This is a genomic window from Streptococcus henryi DSM 19005, from assembly GCF_000376985.1.
Lineage (GTDB): Bacteria > Bacillota > Bacilli > Lactobacillales > Streptococcaceae > Streptococcus > Streptococcus henryi.
The window spans coordinates 1-14901 of record NZ_AQYA01000014.1 but is presented as its reverse complement, the minus strand read 5'-3'; the positions used below and the strand labels follow the sequence as shown (position 1 = coordinate 14901).

At 40.4% G+C, this 14901-nt stretch carries 14 protein-coding genes and 1 tRNA gene; 2 read left to right on the top strand and 13 right to left on the bottom strand.

Features of this window, described 5'->3' with window-relative positions; translation table 11 throughout:
• The coding region (locus tag F601_RS12745) for a transposase (RefSeq protein WP_155979139.1) at nt 1-338 on the top strand (338 nt) is incomplete at its 5' end.
• A gap of 216 nt (nt 339-554) precedes the next feature.
• On the opposite strand, the gene rlmD is transcribed toward F601_RS12745, so the two are convergent.
• From rlmD to add, 12 genes are all read right to left on the bottom strand, one after another.
• The gene (gene rlmD, locus F601_RS0100610) at nt 555-1916 is read right to left on the bottom strand and encodes a 23S rRNA (uracil(1939)-C(5))-methyltransferase RlmD (protein WP_018163748.1); all 1362 of its coding nucleotides are present in this window, start codon (nt 1914-1916) and stop codon (nt 555-557) included.
• Between the two features lie 84 nt (nt 1917-2000).
• Nucleotides 2001-3473, bottom strand: coding sequence for an LCP family protein (locus tag F601_RS0100605; RefSeq protein WP_018163747.1), 1473 nt, complete (start codon nt 3471-3473; stop codon nt 2001-2003).
• Nucleotides 3474-3539: 66 nt separating this feature from the next.
• On the bottom strand, nt 3540-4364 hold the full coding sequence (gene pheA, locus F601_RS0100600) for a prephenate dehydratase (RefSeq protein WP_018163746.1): 825 nt from the start codon (nt 4362-4364) through the stop codon (nt 3540-3542).
• Nucleotides 4361-4837, bottom strand: coding sequence for a shikimate kinase (locus tag F601_RS0100595; RefSeq protein ID WP_018163745.1), 477 nt, complete (start codon nt 4835-4837; stop codon nt 4361-4363). The genes pheA and F601_RS0100595 overlap by 4 nt, the downstream gene beginning before the upstream one ends.
• On the bottom strand, nt 4830-6113 hold the full coding sequence (gene aroA / locus F601_RS0100590) for a 3-phosphoshikimate 1-carboxyvinyltransferase (RefSeq protein WP_018163744.1): 1284 nt from the start codon (nt 6111-6113) through the stop codon (nt 4830-4832). The genes F601_RS0100595 and aroA overlap by 8 nt, the downstream gene beginning before the upstream one ends.
• Before the next feature lie 223 nt (nt 6114-6336).
• Nucleotides 6337-8229 carry an EAL domain-containing protein gene (locus F601_RS0100585; RefSeq protein ID WP_018163743.1) on the bottom strand — a complete coding sequence of 631 codons (1893 nt, stop codon included), beginning with the start codon at nt 8227-8229 and terminating at the stop codon, nt 6337-6339.
• A gap of 267 nt (nt 8230-8496) precedes the next feature.
• Nucleotides 8497-8568 (bottom strand) — tRNA-Arg (locus F601_RS0100580).
• 63 nt (nt 8569-8631) lie between these two features.
• Nucleotides 8632-8979, bottom strand: a complete 348-nt coding sequence (gene rplS / locus F601_RS0100575) for a 50S ribosomal protein L19 (protein ID WP_018163742.1) — start codon at nt 8977-8979, stop codon at nt 8632-8634.
• Between the two features lie 133 nt (nt 8980-9112).
• Nucleotides 9113-10333: a chloride channel protein gene (locus F601_RS0100570; RefSeq protein WP_018163741.1), complete on the bottom strand. Its 1221-nt coding sequence runs from the start codon at nt 10331-10333 to the stop codon at nt 9113-9115.
• A gap of 9 nt (nt 10334-10342) precedes the next feature.
• Nucleotides 10343-10609, bottom strand: coding sequence for a chorismate mutase (locus tag F601_RS0100565; protein WP_018163740.1), 267 nt, complete (start codon nt 10607-10609; stop codon nt 10343-10345).
• Nucleotides 10610-10672: 63 nt separating this feature from the next.
• Nucleotides 10673-11116: a flavodoxin gene (locus F601_RS0100560; RefSeq protein ID WP_018163739.1), complete on the bottom strand. Its 444-nt coding sequence runs from the start codon at nt 11114-11116 to the stop codon at nt 10673-10675.
• A 41-nt stretch (nt 11117-11157) separates the two neighbouring features.
• Complete coding sequence (add, locus tag F601_RS0100555) at nt 11158-12177, bottom strand: adenosine deaminase (RefSeq protein ID WP_018163738.1); 1020 nt, start codon at nt 12175-12177, stop codon at nt 11158-11160.
• A gap of 332 nt (nt 12178-12509) precedes the next feature.
• Here add and yghU point away from each other — a divergent pair, with 332 nt between their 5' ends.
• The gene (gene yghU / locus F601_RS0100550) at nt 12510-13298 is read left to right on the top strand and encodes a glutathione-dependent disulfide-bond oxidoreductase (RefSeq protein WP_018163737.1); all 789 of its coding nucleotides are present in this window, start codon (nt 12510-12512) and stop codon (nt 13296-13298) included.
• Nucleotides 13299-13453: 155 nt separating this feature from the next.
• On the opposite strand, the gene F601_RS0100545 is transcribed toward yghU, so the two are convergent.
• A complete protein-coding gene (locus tag F601_RS0100545; protein WP_026183039.1) occupies nt 13454-14884 on the bottom strand; it encodes a 6-phospho-beta-glucosidase in 1431 nt (476 codons plus the stop codon).
• Nucleotides 14885-14901: the final 17 nt, after the last annotated feature.

The window sequence follows — 14901 nt, the reverse complement described above, 5'->3', positions numbered from 1 at the left end:
AAGAAGGCTCTCGTATCTACGCCAAACGGAAAATCGATGTCGAACCCGTTTTTGGCCGATTGAAGAGTGTTTTTGGCGTTCGCAGAGTTCACGTTAGAGGTAATCAAGCCGTCCAAACGGAAGTCGGCTTCCTCTTCATGAGTATGAATCTCACAAAATTGGCCAAGAATCTAGGCTCAAAAACATCACATACTCAAAAACCACACAGTGATTCTTTCATCTTGATTGTTTTCGAGACGGAAATCACTGTGTGGTTTTATTTTGAAGCTAGTTTTTGCCCAGCCTCTTTTCAAAATCCCTCTCGTTCAAGGGTTTCTAGGCTTTTACGAGCAAACTAACACACTCAGCGGTTCGCTGTTATCCACTCTGACTTCGCACTAGCACTCGTCAATCGTGGACAGCTACCACATGGGCAGATCAGCTGCTTCTAATTCACTGAATTTTCAGCTCGTACAAACAGCGATACTACCTCAACGTGATGGGGCTGTGGGATTCAAATAGTCCAGTGGACCATTTGAGCGACTTGCCTTGAAATAAGAAAGCAAGTCGGACAATCAATCTGTGGCTTTAACTAACAAACTCACACACTCAATATGATGCGTCTGCGGAAATAAATCTACCGGCTGCACCTTCTCCAGCTTATAGCCCAACTCTTCATAGAGTTTGATATCACGCGCCATGGTGGCTGGGTTACATGAGACGTAGGTGATTTTTCTTGGTTGCATGGCTGCGCTTGCTTTGATGAAGCTTTCTGTCAAGCCTTTGCGTGGTGGGTCAACGATGATGACGTCTGGTTGGATGCCCTGCTTGGTCCAGTTTGCCATGGTATTCTCGGCAGAATCTACCACATAGTGGGCATTTGTTATACCGTTTAGCTCTGCATTTTTCTTGGCATCTTCAACCGCCTGCTCGATGACTTCCACTCCGTAAACTGCCTTGACCGATTTGGCAAAGGACAGTCCAATCGTTCCAATCCCCGAGTAAGCGTCAACCACGATATCATTCTCAGTCAAGTCAGAGAAATCGATGGCTGTTTGGTAGAGCTTCTCAGCCATTACTGTATTGACTTGATAGAAGGATTGGGCGGAAATGGCATAGTGATTACCTAGCATAGTATCTTCGATAGTGTCTGAACCGTAAAGGGTACGAAATTCTGAACCGAAGATGGCATTGGTGTTCTTGTCGTTGATGTTTTGGATGATGGATTTGACAGCTGGAAACTCAGCAACAATCTTCTCAATCATCTGCTCAATGCGAAAGACTTTTGGACGTGTTGTCACAAAAACAAGCATGATTTGTCCAGAATAATGCCCTCGACGAACCACCAAGTTACGAATGAGACCTGTCTGCTCCTTCTCATCGTATGGTTTGATATCAAATCGGCGAAGCAAATCACGCACGAAAAGAATGAGCTTATCAATTTCCTTATCTTGGATATAAAAATCTTCAATTGGCATGAGATCATGTGAATTTTTACGGAAGAATCCTGTTTCCAATTGACCATTGACACGACGGACAGGTACCTGAGCCTTGTTACGATAGGCATAAGGCTCCTCCATACCAAGCGTCTCTGCTACTTCTACATGAGAAATGCCAGCAGTTTTGTAGAGGTTATCCGCAACTTGCTTGCGCTTGAATTTGAGTTGCTCACTGTAGGCCAAGTGACCAAAGTCTGCAATCCCGCTACGCAAGTAAGCAGCGTCCACATCTTCATTGCGGTAAGGTGACTTAGTCAAGTACTCTTCAACTTTCCCATAACCGATATTCTTCTTAAGTTTTAGCACGCGCATGCTTATCTTTTCACCTGGTAGGGCATTTTCAACAAAGAAGACAAAGCTATCTACCTTTGCGACTCCCTGTCCTTGGTGTGTTAAGTCAACCACTTCAACTTCAATGACATCATTTTTCTTAAACATTTTCTTACCTTTCTGGTCTGTTCTGCTCTGCTATTTTCCAAAACCATAGAAAAAGAGAGACTCTCGTCTCTCCATTATACCATATTAACGCATACCCAGGTCAGCCAACTGGCCTTGATATTTTTCAAAGTCAATCCAGAGACCCATGCCGCCATACATGTCGTAGTCGTCGACCCAGTCCCCTTCTGCTGGAATGGTGATGTGTTCGATACCCTTAGATGCGTCCGACATGGTTGAAATGCCATTAGTCAACATATAAGAGAACGGGACATTGGTTGAAGTTAAGGCATAGATTTTTCCGATTGCTGCAGAACCTGTAAAGAGTTTTGTCGGATCCTTGATTTGGCTAATAATGGCAGCAATGACCTGTTGCTGGCGCTCTGTTCGACCGAAATCTCCAGCATCATCACTTCTAAAGCGAGCATAATTCAAGAGTGTCTGTCCGTTCATTCGCTGCTCACCAACATTAATCGTCTGATACGGTGTCGATTGGTCACCAAAACCAATATCATTTGGTGCTTCTACGGAAGTTACTTCCTCACCATTAACAGTATTAAACTTGGCATCAATTTTGACACCATTTGGGAAGAGTGTGTCAATAGCGACACCAAAAGTCTCGAAATCAAGCATAACATAGTATTTGATATCAATATCAAAATTATTTTTCAAGGTTTCTCGCATTAGTTCAGCACCTTGATTGTTATCCTGCTCACCAAGATTAAAAGCAACATTAAGCTTTTGGTCATAAGTATAGTCACTGTAGCTGACACCTGGAATATTAACCAAGGTATCACGCATAAAGCTCACTAACTTCACCTTATTATCACTGTTACCAATGTTCATAACCATAATAGTATCAGTACGAGCATCTGAAGATCCCTGTGTGATACGTTGATCACTTCCAAGTAGGAGAATATTAGTCCCATCAGGACTATCTACTCCATTAAAGGTTTCAATAACCGCAGGAGTGTAATTTGTTTTACCACTTGAAACATCGTTCATTCCCTTGAAAAACATGTAGACCATGCCCGAAAATACCAATAAAAGTAAAATAGCAAGCGCTTGGAGGAAACGTTTAATACGCCCTTTTTTAGGCTGTTTTTTAACTTTTTTTGCCTTCATAGGCTTTACAAACTGCGCTTGTGGCATAGAGACAGGCACAGCACTTTGGTCTTCAAAACTAGTCTGATAGTCTTCAACTGGCGGAAGAGGGGCTTTTGCTTTCTTGTTTCGTGTCGAACGTTTTGGCAAAGGGGGCTCTTCTTCAAAAATCGGTAATCCTTGAGCAGTAAACTGCGGTTCAAGAGTTTTCTCTTCAAGGTCATAGGCATAGGCATAGGCATCTGCATATGCATATGATTCATCAAACAGTGAAGATGAATAAGAATAAACTTCTTCATCAACTGAATAGCTAGCATGACTCTCAGCTTCAGACTTTAACCTTAGGTAATCAAACTCTTGCTGCTCTTTTTCATTTAAAAAGCGTATATTCGATAATAGATAGCGATAGCGTAGTTGCTCATGATGACTAAGCGGGCTTCTGTTATTTCTTGTCATTGTCATTCCAAATCATTTCATTATTTTTCCATACGTACTATTCTTTTTTGGGACAATAGCAGAGCATTAAAGTTTGTAAACCTCATACTGTCCGAGAATTTTATAGTTAATTCCTAGAGATGCTAACTCTTCGAGTGCAAAATTCACAAGCTCCTCATTACTATTGTCAAAATCAATAATGAAGAAATACTCTCCTAATACTGTCTTCAAGGGACGACTTTCAATCTTAGTAAGGTCAATCCCACGCCAAGCAAATACCGACAATGCCTTGTAAAGGGCACCAGGTAAATTATCTGGCAAGGTAAAGGCTAAGGAAATAGTCTTGGCAATTTTTGGCAAGGCAAAACTAACTTTTTCATGGCCAAGTACCCAGAAACGGGTATAATTATCTTCAATTTCATGAATATCCTGAGCCACAATTTCCAATCCATACTCCTCTGCCGCAGCATGGGGAGCAATAGCAGCATAGGGTTTATCAGGATGTTCTGCAACCAACCTTGCAGCATAAGCTGTGCTCGACGTTGCTTCAATTATAACACCTGGATAGTTTTCTGTCACATATTTTTTGCCTTGTGCCAAAGCCTGTGGATGCGAGATAATCTTCTCAATCTTTTTATCCTTGGCAGTTGCCATCAATTGCTGCTTGATTGGCTGGATGATTTCAGCAACAGCACTGATATTGGCTGTGTGAAAAAGATAATCAGACGTCTCATGAACGGAACCTTCAATGGAATTTTCAACAGGAACTATTGCAAAGTCAGCTTCCTGGCATTCATAAGACTTGATAACTTCTGAAATAGTTGCCTTAGAGACAAGTTCCTCATTTGGAAAAGCTTCTAAAGCAATAGTATGCGTAAAAGATCCACTGGGACCAAGATAGGCAACTTTCATCTGATTTCCTCAACAATTTGTTCTGGTGTCTTTCCAGCGACATCAATAATCTGGCTAGCAGCTTCTTCATACCAGTCCTGACGTTTATCAAAGATGGCTTTGAAGTCTGCTTTGCTATTATTAACAAAAAGCGGACGGACATTGACTTTATCTTCTGCGATACGCTGGTAAAGTGTTTCAAAATCTGCTTTCAAATAAATGGTCTCTGGGTTGTTGCTTAGTATTTTACGATTTGTCTCAGTGACAACGACACCGCCGCCAGCCGAGATAACATGGTCCTCAGCAAGTAGTTCTTGCAAGGTTTGAGCTTCGATTTCTCGAAAGGCAGCTTCGCCATGTTGCTCAAAAAAATCTGCAATTGACATACCAAGTTTTTCAACAATACGAGCATCCATATCAATGAAGTCCGGATCAAGAATTCGGGCAATGGTTGACTTACCTGAGCCCATAAAACCAATAAGGATTTTAGCCATGACTGAGCTCCTCCAAATCTGTAAAGAAGCTTGGATAGCTAGTATTGATAGCCTCAGCACGTTCAAGTTCAACCTCTCCTTCTGAAACCAGAAGGGCCGCAATGGCTGTCATCATACCGATTCGATGGTCTCCAAAGGTATTTACTGTCGCACCGTGTAGGGCTGTTTTTCCTTTGATAATCATACCATCCTCAGTTGGTGTAATATCAGCCCCCATGCTATTTAGGGCATCTGCAACCACTTGAATGCGGTCGGTCTCCTTAACCTTGAGTTCCTCAGCATCGCGGATAATAGTTTCACCATTTGCCTGAGTCGCCAACAGGGCAATAATAGGAAGCTCGTCAATGAGACGTGGGATAATATCGCCAGCAATTTCAGTTCCTTTCAATTCTGATGTTTCAACAGTAATAGTCGCTGATTTTGCAATGTCATCAACTTCTGATAGGGCAATTTTACCACCCATTGCCTGGATAACATCTAAAATACCCGTACGAGTCTCATTGATTCCAACATTTTTAAGGGTAATTTTTGAATTTGGGACAATAAGCCCTGCTACCAACCAGAAGGCTGCACTAGAAATATCACCAGGAACTACAACTTCTTGAGCAGTGAACTCTTGACCGCCTGAAATACGAATTTCTTTACCATCAACAGCAATTTGGCCACCAAATTGAACAATCATGTCTTCTGTATGGTTGCGCGTTTTTTCTTTTTCAATAATGACAGACTCCCCTTCTGCTTGTAGGGCAGCAAAAATCAAGGCTGACTTAACTTGGGCAGAAGCCACTGGCAATTGATAATGAATGGGTTTTAGTTCTTTGCTACCATGCATCTTCAATGGTGGAAGGTCACGGTCAGTTTGTCCAGACACTTCTACACCCATCTGACGAAGTGGGATAGTCACACGGTCCATAGGACGTTTTGAAAGACTGTCGTCCCCAAACATCTCAACATCAAAATCCTGACCAGCTAAAACGCCAGAAATCAGGCGGATAGATGTTCCAGAATTTCCCATATCTAATTTATTTTCAGGGGCTTTCAAGCCATCAAAACCAACACCATGAATGGTAACTAGGTCTCCATTGTCCTCAATTTGGACACCCATATCACGGAAGACCTGCATTGTAGACAAAACATCTTCACCACGCAAGATATCATGAACTTTTGTCACTCCCTTAGCCAAAGATCCAAACATGATAGAACGGTGGCTGATTGATTTATCTCCAGGAACACGGAGTTCCCCATTTAATTGCTGTACATTTGTTAATAACTGCATGCTATTTCCCCTATTTACATGTTTTCCTATCATTCTACCATAAATTAACAGAAAATTTAAGCAATTTCAGCAATAATAGAATTGATATTTAGATAATAAGAAAAAGCCTCCGAGAGATCTGTCATTCTCAAGGAGACTTCTGCTACTTAAAACTTGATGTAATCAACATATGAATCCATTATTTATAGTATTAAGACCCATAGTTACTCACTCAATGTAAGCACTATTTATTTTTGCTATATTTCTTAACAAATGCTTCTGTCGGTATCGGTGCTGAATAATAGAATCCTTGGAACCATGTAACATTAAGTTTTTTTAGTCCCTCAACCATTTCCCGAGTCTCAACACCCTCAGCCGTGATACGATAACCCAGTCTTCTAAAACCAGACAATACTTCTTCCAGTACAGATGATTTACATTTAAAATAATTCCAGATAACTTCTTTATCAATTTTAATAATGCTAAATGGTAATTCCTCAATGCGAAGCAAACTATTATAACCACTTCCAAAGTCATCTAATGCAAAAATAAAACCTTGTTTGTGCATCTTATTCATTAGTCGACTTAATTTATTACGATCGACTAGTTCGCTTTCGGTTATTTCTAAATGAATATGATTAGGATTAACACCAATTTCATTAACAATACTTATAAATTTCTTGGGTAACTCTGGGTCAAGGCATTGTACCGGTGACAAATTAACATTTATCCATTTCAGATTAAGCTTCTTGTGATTTTCTTTGAAAAATAGACAAGCCTCTCTAAAAATCCATTCACCAATGATGTTAATAGTACCATTTTTCTCCGACAAATTGATGAAACGATCTGGAGAAATGTAGCCGCCCTCACCATCACGCATACGAATTAATGCTTCTGCACCAACCAAAATTTCATCATGATTAATAATAGGCTGCAAGAACATCTCTAGGCGATTCTCTCTCAGTATATTTTCAAGCAGAGCCTCAATCTCCCAGTTTTCCATGACAGTTTCAAGTTCACTATCTAGTATTTCCAAAGCATAATTTCCAAACTCTTTTTCACGTTGTGTTAAAACGGATTTAGCAGCAGTCAAAACTTGATGTCCAGACTCAAAAAAAGAGATATCATCAATTGCTACAAAAACTGGTGTGAAATAAATTCTAGCACCATCACTTTCCCAACCTTGATTAAAACGATTGGTTATTCGAAAACGCATGCTATAAAAATCCATGGGCTTTTTATGAAGCAACATAAATCGGCCTTCATTATAATAAACTTGATACTTAGGAAAAGCCTTATTTAAGTATTCACCAATTTCCTTTATACCATTCATAATCTGGTCACGACCGTAAATTTCTTGATAATCATCAAACTTATGAAGTGAAAATCCAAAAATTTGCTTGCTAACTCCTTTGTTTTCCGTGAATTGATTCAATACTTTATCAAGGGTTGATACTTTGAACATTTTTGTACCCTCATAAAGTGTACGGTCGGGATTTTCAAAAACTAGGTTTGAAAGTAAAATGACAATAACACCAATCATACCCATTCCAATATTTCTAGGTTCGCTTAACCTTAGAAAAGTCCCAACTATTAAAAGCCCTAGATGCAAACTGAAGAAGCCAATCTGGAAGTTAGAAAATTTCTTACGCTGAAAAAATAAAAGAAAAATTGCTACGATTTTATACAAATAACTTTGTACAAAATAGAAAATTATACCTGGCCCAGGTCGGTAACCCTCACTATCAATGATAAATGTTGTCAAAGGTCCGTCCAAACTAGCAATAAAAAAGCCAATTTCAAATAACATCGGCAAAACTGCAAATAATTCAAAGCGACGTCTTACTTTAGTTGGTAAATCAAATAGGGTTAACCAATAGCTGAAAAAGCAAAAAGCACGAATGATGTAAGTAACACCATACGAAATATTGACAAAGTATAATATTTCCCTCGAAACGCTTTGAAAATTTTCATTTAACACAAGACTTATAGTGTTAGTTACCATAGTCAAAATCTGAAAAACGACAAGACTTCTATAGTGCCTCGTTTGAGCATTCGGAATTTTCTTCCGCAAAAGAAGATCAAAAATAAATGCTAAGATGACACAGGAGTCCAATATCATAAATAATTGAATCATATGATCTCCTAAATAAAATCTGTAATATGCTGAGCTGAAAAAATTGAATATATAGGACACAACTACACTTTCAAGAATATTTGAAATAGCCTTACTAGTTGATTACCATCCTAATAATTCAAAAAAAGTTTCAACTTACATTTGCGTTTAGTGTCACTAAACACTTATTTTAAGTGCCATTATAGCAAAAAATAGGCAATAAAAAAAGACCTCATTCAGGTGATTCTGCGTTTACAAGCAAATTCCTGAAATGAGGTTTTTGATTTTTGTCCCCTGCCGGAATCGAACCAGCAACTACTCCTTAGGAGGGAGTTGTTATATCCATTGAACTAAGGGGACTTAACAAAAAATCTGCCATAAAAGACAGATTTTTGTACGTCATTATACGATTGAATTCGCAGATTAACGACGGATTTCTTTGATACGTGCAGCTTTACCTTGAAGAGCACGCAAGTAGTACAATTTAGCACGACGTACTTTACCGTAACGAACAACTTCAATCTTGTCAACACGTGGAGTGTGGATTGGGAATGTACGTTCTACACCGATACCGCTTGAGATTTTACGAACAGTGTACATTTCTGAGATTCCTTGACCTTTACGTGAAATAACAACACCTTCAAAGATCTGGATACGTTCGCGAGTTCCTTCGACAACTTTTGCGTGAACGCGAACAGTGTCACCAGGACGGAATGATGGGATATCAGTACGAAGTTGACCTTCAGTCAAGCTTTGGATTAATGGATTCATTTTTTTCTCCTATCTTTGTCAATCTTAGGCGCTTTTAAGCCCAGCGGATAAACTGTTTTTTTGCGTGTCCATTACACACTCTTATTATTTTAGCAAAATGCACTAATACTGTAAAGTGAAAACTCTACTTTTTTTACAAAGAAAGTGATTTTTGTCCAGCATAGATAGAGACTCTGCTATTGACAATAAAAGCAAAAGTCATGACAATGAAAAAATATGGGGTATTAGCAAAACCAAAAACTTCACCGCCGATAAAAATGGGAGCGACAAGGGTATTGGTCGCCGATCCAAAAACAGAGAGGTAGCCCGCTGCTGCTGCTAGCTCTGGTGGCAAACCAAAGAGTGGAGCTAGGACAATGCCCAATGAAGCACCTATAGAAAATAGCGGTGTCACTTCGCCTCCTTGAAAACCAATCGCTAAGGTCAATACAGTCAAGGCCAACTTGAGAAGCCAATCGTAACTGTAAATTGTCTGGCTATTAAAACTAGCATCTATGAGATTAGTTCCTAGACCAGAATAGCGACCATGGTAGAGCAAGAATAAAATCAGACTCAGCACAACGCCTCCTAACAAGATTCGACGATAGCCATTCGGCAAGAGTTGCACTGCTTTCTGTTTAGTGTAGGCAAGGCTGATAGCAAAAAGATTCCCTGCAAGACCAAAAAGTAAACCGATGATAGCCAGTTTGGCAAAAGTAAATGGTGTCAATGATATATCAACTTCAATTAGGTGGCCAAACTTTTCCAAGCCAAGTGTATGTGTGGTGATACTAGCAGTAAAGGCTGCGATAGTGGCAGGCAAGAGAGCCACAAGGTTTAGTTGCCCTAAAACCAGCACTTCCATGGCAAAAAAAACAGCTGCAATGGGGGTCTGAAACAGTCCTGCAAACCCAGCTGCCATCCCAGTCACCAAAAAAATGCGCGAGCTATTTTCAAAAGTAAAAAAACGCGAAAAATAATGGGAAATAGTCGCTCCGAGCTGTACAGCTACACCCTCACGACCCGCCGAACCACCAAACAGGTGGGTCAACCAAGTTGTGACGATTACTAGCGGAATCAAACGCAGTGGAATGTCTTCGCTCTCAGCATGTCCAACCTCAAAAATCAATCCCATGCCTTTTCTTGACTCTCCACCAAAAGTCTGATATAGGTAGACGATAAGGAGACCAACAAGACCTAGGAAAGGAATCAGATAACTAAAATGATGCCCCCTAAAATCTCCAATTGCCAGTAAGACGCGACCAAAAATCGTATCAACTAGTCCTACCAACAGCCCCAATACAAGACTCGCCATAGAAAGCTTCAGGAGATTAAGGTAAGTCAAACCAGAAGAATCTTTGAGAGATTTCAGCATGACTAGCTCCTAACCTAATTTTGACTGCTGATAGTCTCGTGAATTTTTCATGATGTCAGCAAAGGTATTGACAATGGTTCCTTCAAAATCCTTATTCTCCACACGACTGGCAACTTTTTCTAAAACAATATCTTCTCTTGCCGCATCAAAGATAGCTTTACCTGTTGTTTTTTTATAAGCAGTTACTTGTGTCACTAGCTGCATGCGTTTCTCCAATAAAGCAACTAATTCAGCATCCAAAGCATCAATGTCTTTACGAATTTCCTCTAAATTCATTCCCCTTCTCCTCAACACCTACAATAAATGTAGAAAAAGGAAGCTAACGCTTCCCGTAATTTATTATCCAACTTGCGCAGAAACTGCTTCAGCAAAAGCTTCCAAGTTTTCAATATCTTCGTCTTCTGCAGACAAGTCAACCTTAACAGACTCAGCACCTTTGCTAGCGCCTGTACGGGCAAACTGCTCATCAAATTCATCAACAGACTTACAGAAATAATCATAGAAAGTATCACCAGAGCCAACAACCCCGTACACTTTTCCTGACAAGTCCAAATCACCTAAATCTTCGTAGAAATCAACGATTTCATCAGGAAGATCACCGTCACCATAAGTATAAGTCGCAACAATTGCAATATCTGCATCTTCAAAATCTGCAGCATCAACAGTTGTACACTCATCAACATCTACCGTGTGACCAAGTTCTTCCAATTTTTTCGCAACAATATCAGCAATTTCTTCTGTATTTCCAGTCATGCTTGCATAGACAATCTTAGCTAAAGCCATAATATCCTCCAAACCTAAATTACTACTATTTTAGCACATTTTTAAATAAATGGGACATATAATTCTTCGATTTTTGACAATAGCTCCGCTTTTTCAGCCTCACTCGTAAAGGAAGCCTGGATAGCATTACTATTATATTCAAGGAATTCAGCTGCGCTTGTTCCAAAATAATCAACAAAGGTCGCATATTCCTTGGTCAAATTAGTGTCGGAAACAGTCCGATTATCTGTATTGATAGTGATTTTAGCACCGGCAGCCTTCAATTCTAAGTAGGGGAAATCCTCAATAGTCGGAGCCGCCTTTGTTTGCAGGTTACTAATGAGACAAAGCTCTGCTGTGACACCATTCTTAACAAAATCAGCTAGGATTTGTGGCTGATTATGGATGGCTGTCACATGGCCCATACGCTTAATGCCTAATGCCATGCTATCTGCGATATGGTTGGGACAGCCACACTCGCCTGCATGGAAGGTCATGGGATAGCCCATGGCCTGAACATCCTTAATGAGCTCTGCTATTTTTGCAGGTGGAAAACCGTGCTCATCCCCAGCAAAGTCAAAACCAACCAAGCCTTTAGGAGCAAAATCAGCAATTTGAGCTAGGAGTTCACGGGTCAGGGCTGGATCTGACTGGCGCATGCCACAGACAAGGGCCTTAGCTACAATACCAAATTCCTCCTGAGCTTGTTTTAGTCCTTCAAGAACTGCTTGGAGGGTTTCGGTGGCAGTCAAGCCTTGATCCATTGAAAGCTCGGGAGCAAAGCGGATTTCGGTGTAGATGACATTTTCTTGTGCTGCTTGTTTGGCCACATCATAGGCAGCTAAAGTCAGGGCTTCTTTGGTTTGGAGAAGCGGGCGAACAAAATCAAAAGTTTTGAGATAGTCCATGAGGTTCTCCGCATTTTCAGGCGCAGTGATGAGCTTCTTAAGATTAGTATCTGATGCTGGAATCTCAATTTGAGCCATGTCTGCCAGAGTACGGATAGTCGCCATAGAAATAGAACCATCTAAGTGACAGTGGAGTTCTGCCTTTGCTAAATCTTTTAATTTTGTTTTGTCCACCTTAGACCTCCTCGAATTTATTTTTACTATCTTACCATATCTCAAATAGATTTCAAGACTAAAGTTCCGTTTTTCTAGATTTTTTTGAGTTATTCATCAAATACTTTCTTGAATCTCTTTTAATAAGCAAACATTTCATTAACAAGTCAGTAATTTAGTCATTGTTTTCAAAAATAAAATGAAAGAATCAGCTATTCATATCTTTTTTTAGACTTAGATTTTTGAAATTTTTTTCAATTTTTGCTAGGATAAGGTCAAGAAAAAAGTAAAGGAAAGAGCTTTTATATGCGACTAATACTTGTCGCTATCGCGAAGCTCTTGGTATCATTATTATGTCAGAATACATTTTACCTGAAGTTTGGGAAAATCCTGCCAGCATGGGCGGAGCTTGGGGTGGGCTTAACCAGCCGACAGCTGGAAGTCGCTTTGAACAATCGCTACCAGTGGGGGAGGCTGATTTTCAACTTTACTCTCTAGGAACTCCAAACGGTATCAAGGCTACTATTATGTTTGAAGAATTAAAAGAGCTTGGTGTTGATGTCAGCTATGACCTTTATAAGATCGCTATTGGCGATGGGGACCAATTTGGTTCTGATTTTGTAGCTATTAACCCAAATTCAAAAATTCCTGCCATGTTTGACCAAACAGGTGAGGAGCGCGTGCGTGTCTTCGAATCGCCTTCTATCCTTCTCTATTTGGCGGACAAATACGGTAAACTCATCCCCAAAGATTTTGCCAAACGCACCGAAGTCATGAACTGGCTCTTCTGGCAAACAGGCGCAGCTCCTTTCTTGGGTGGTGGTTTTGGGCACTTCTTCCACTATGCTCCTGAGAAGATTGAGTACGCCATTAACCGCTTTGCAATGGAAGCCAAACGCCAACTTGATCTTTTGGACAAGGAACTAGCAACAAAAACCTACATCACTGGTGAAGACTACACCATCGCAGATATTGCCATCTGGTCTTGGTACGGCCGCTTGGCACAAGATAAAATCTGGGACCGCGCAGGCATTTTCCTAAACGTTAAAGAATACAAAAACCTCCAACGTTGGACTGCTCAAATCGCAGAGCGCCCGGCCGTTAAGAGAGGCTTGGAAGTTGAGTATAAAGAAATTAAATAGATTTGAAAAAGCCCAATTTTAATGGGCTTTTTCTATCTTCAGATATTTTAGAATGTCACACTATGCAGCATTTTAATAAATTCAGGATTGCTGTGGTCAACGATTTCAGATCCTAGATTCTTTTATTTGTTTCTATGTATGTTTTTTTAAGAGCACTATAATAAACCATTATGTCTTATAACTTGCTGGTACCAATCGTAAGAGTCCTTCTTGCTGCGTTCAAGAGTACCTGAGCCGTCATTGTTGCGGTCAACATAGATGAAGCCATAGCGTTTCTTCATTTCACCAGTTGTGAAGGATACACAGTCGATACAGCCCCAAGGTGTGTAACCCCAAAGCTCAACGCCGTCTTCTTCGATGGCTTTTTCCATTTCTTGAATATGGCTGCGCAAGTAGTCAATGCGGTATGGGTCATGGACAGAACCATCTTCTTCTTTGACATCAATGGCACCAAAACCATTTTCCACGATGAAGAGGGGCAATTCGTAGCGTTCATAAAAGGCATTGAGTGAGTAACGGAGGCCTTCTGGGTCGATAGCCCAACCCCAATCAGATTCCTTGATGAATGGATTGGTCACTGAGTGCTCATTTCCACCGCTGGTATCTTCAGACACATCTTTGTGAGCTGTCGAGTCAACTGTGTTAGACATGTAGTAAGAGAAGCCGATATAATCCACTTTCCCTTGAGCCAATACTGCTTTATCTTCTTCAGTGATGTTAATGTCGTAACCTTTGCGTTCAAACATCTTAAGGGTATAGCGCGGATAGTGACCGCGAACTTGCACATCACAGAAGGACCAACGGTCATGCATCATTTGCTGCGCTAACACTTGGTCAGCAGGACGAGCTGAGAATGGGTAGATTGGCACCATGGCAATCATGTTACCGATTTGGAATTCAGGATTGATTTCTTTACCAATTTTAACTGCTTTAGCTGAAGCAAGCAAGGTATGGTGACCACAGATATACATCGCTTCTTCAGGATTGTCATAATCACCAAAGTGAGCACCTGAGTTGGTCCAACCGAAAATATCATTGTGATAGTTCATTTGGTTGTTGATTTCATTGAAGGTCATCCAATACTTGACCTTGTCTTTATAACGTTTGAAGACAACCTCTGCAAATTTGACGAAGAAATCAATGGTCTTACGATTCATGAAACCGCCGTATTCTTTGGCGATATGGTAAGGCATTTCGAAGTGAGACAAAGTGATGACTGGCTCGATGCCATATTTGAGCAATTCATCAAAAACATCATCATAGAATTGCAATCCTTCTTCATTCGGCTGGTCTTCGTCACCATTTGGGAAAATGCGTGACCAGGCAATTGAAGTACGGAAACACTTGAAACCAAGGTCAGCAAACATAGCAATATCTTCTTTATAACGATGATAGAAATCAATGCCGACATGGTTTGGATAATAATTACCCTCTACCACGCCATCAGTAATGACGCGAGGCACACCGTGGGCGCCAGCTGTCATGACGTCTGCTACAGAAAGTCCTTTTGATGTTTCAAGAACACCACCTTCGAATTGGTGCGCAGCTAATGCGCCACCCCATAGAAAATTATCTGGAAAAGCCATAATGTAAACTCCTTTTT

What these genes read in the sequence shown, in the direction of transcription:
- rlmD (WP_018163748.1), bottom strand. Translation starts at nt 1,916, where the DNA reads ATGTTTAAGAAAAATGATGTCATTGAAGTTGAAGTGGTTGACTTAACA.
- F601_RS0100605 (WP_018163747.1), bottom strand. Translation starts at nt 3,473, where the DNA reads ATGACAAGAAATAACAGAAGCCCGCTTAGTCATCATGAGCAACTACGC.
- pheA (WP_018163746.1), bottom strand. Translation starts at nt 4,364, where the DNA reads ATGAAAGTTGCCTATCTTGGTCCCAGTGGATCTTTTACGCATACTATT.
- F601_RS0100595 (WP_018163745.1), bottom strand. Translation starts at nt 4,837, where the DNA reads ATGGCTAAAATCCTTATTGGTTTTATGGGCTCAGGTAAGTCAACCATT.
- aroA (WP_018163744.1), bottom strand. Translation starts at nt 6,113, where the DNA reads ATGCAGTTATTAACAAATGTACAGCAATTAAATGGGGAACTCCGTGTT.
- F601_RS0100585 (WP_018163743.1), bottom strand. Translation starts at nt 8,229, where the DNA reads ATGATTCAATTATTTATGATATTGGACTCCTGTGTCATCTTAGCATTT.
- rplS (WP_018163742.1), bottom strand. Translation starts at nt 8,979, where the DNA reads ATGAATCCATTAATCCAAAGCTTGACTGAAGGTCAACTTCGTACTGAT.
- F601_RS0100570 (WP_018163741.1), bottom strand. Translation starts at nt 10,333, where the DNA reads ATGCTGAAATCTCTCAAAGATTCTTCTGGTTTGACTTACCTTAATCTC.
- F601_RS0100565 (WP_018163740.1), bottom strand. Translation starts at nt 10,609, where the DNA reads ATGAATTTAGAGGAAATTCGTAAAGACATTGATGCTTTGGATGCTGAA.
- F601_RS0100560 (WP_018163739.1), bottom strand. Translation starts at nt 11,116, where the DNA reads ATGGCTTTAGCTAAGATTGTCTATGCAAGCATGACTGGAAATACAGAA.
- yghU (WP_018163737.1), top strand. Translation starts at nt 12,510, where the DNA reads ATGTCAGAATACATTTTACCTGAAGTTTGGGAAAATCCTGCCAGCATG.
- F601_RS0100545 (WP_026183039.1), bottom strand. Translation starts at nt 14,884, where the DNA reads ATGGCTTTTCCAGATAATTTTCTATGGGGTGGCGCATTAGCTGCGCAC.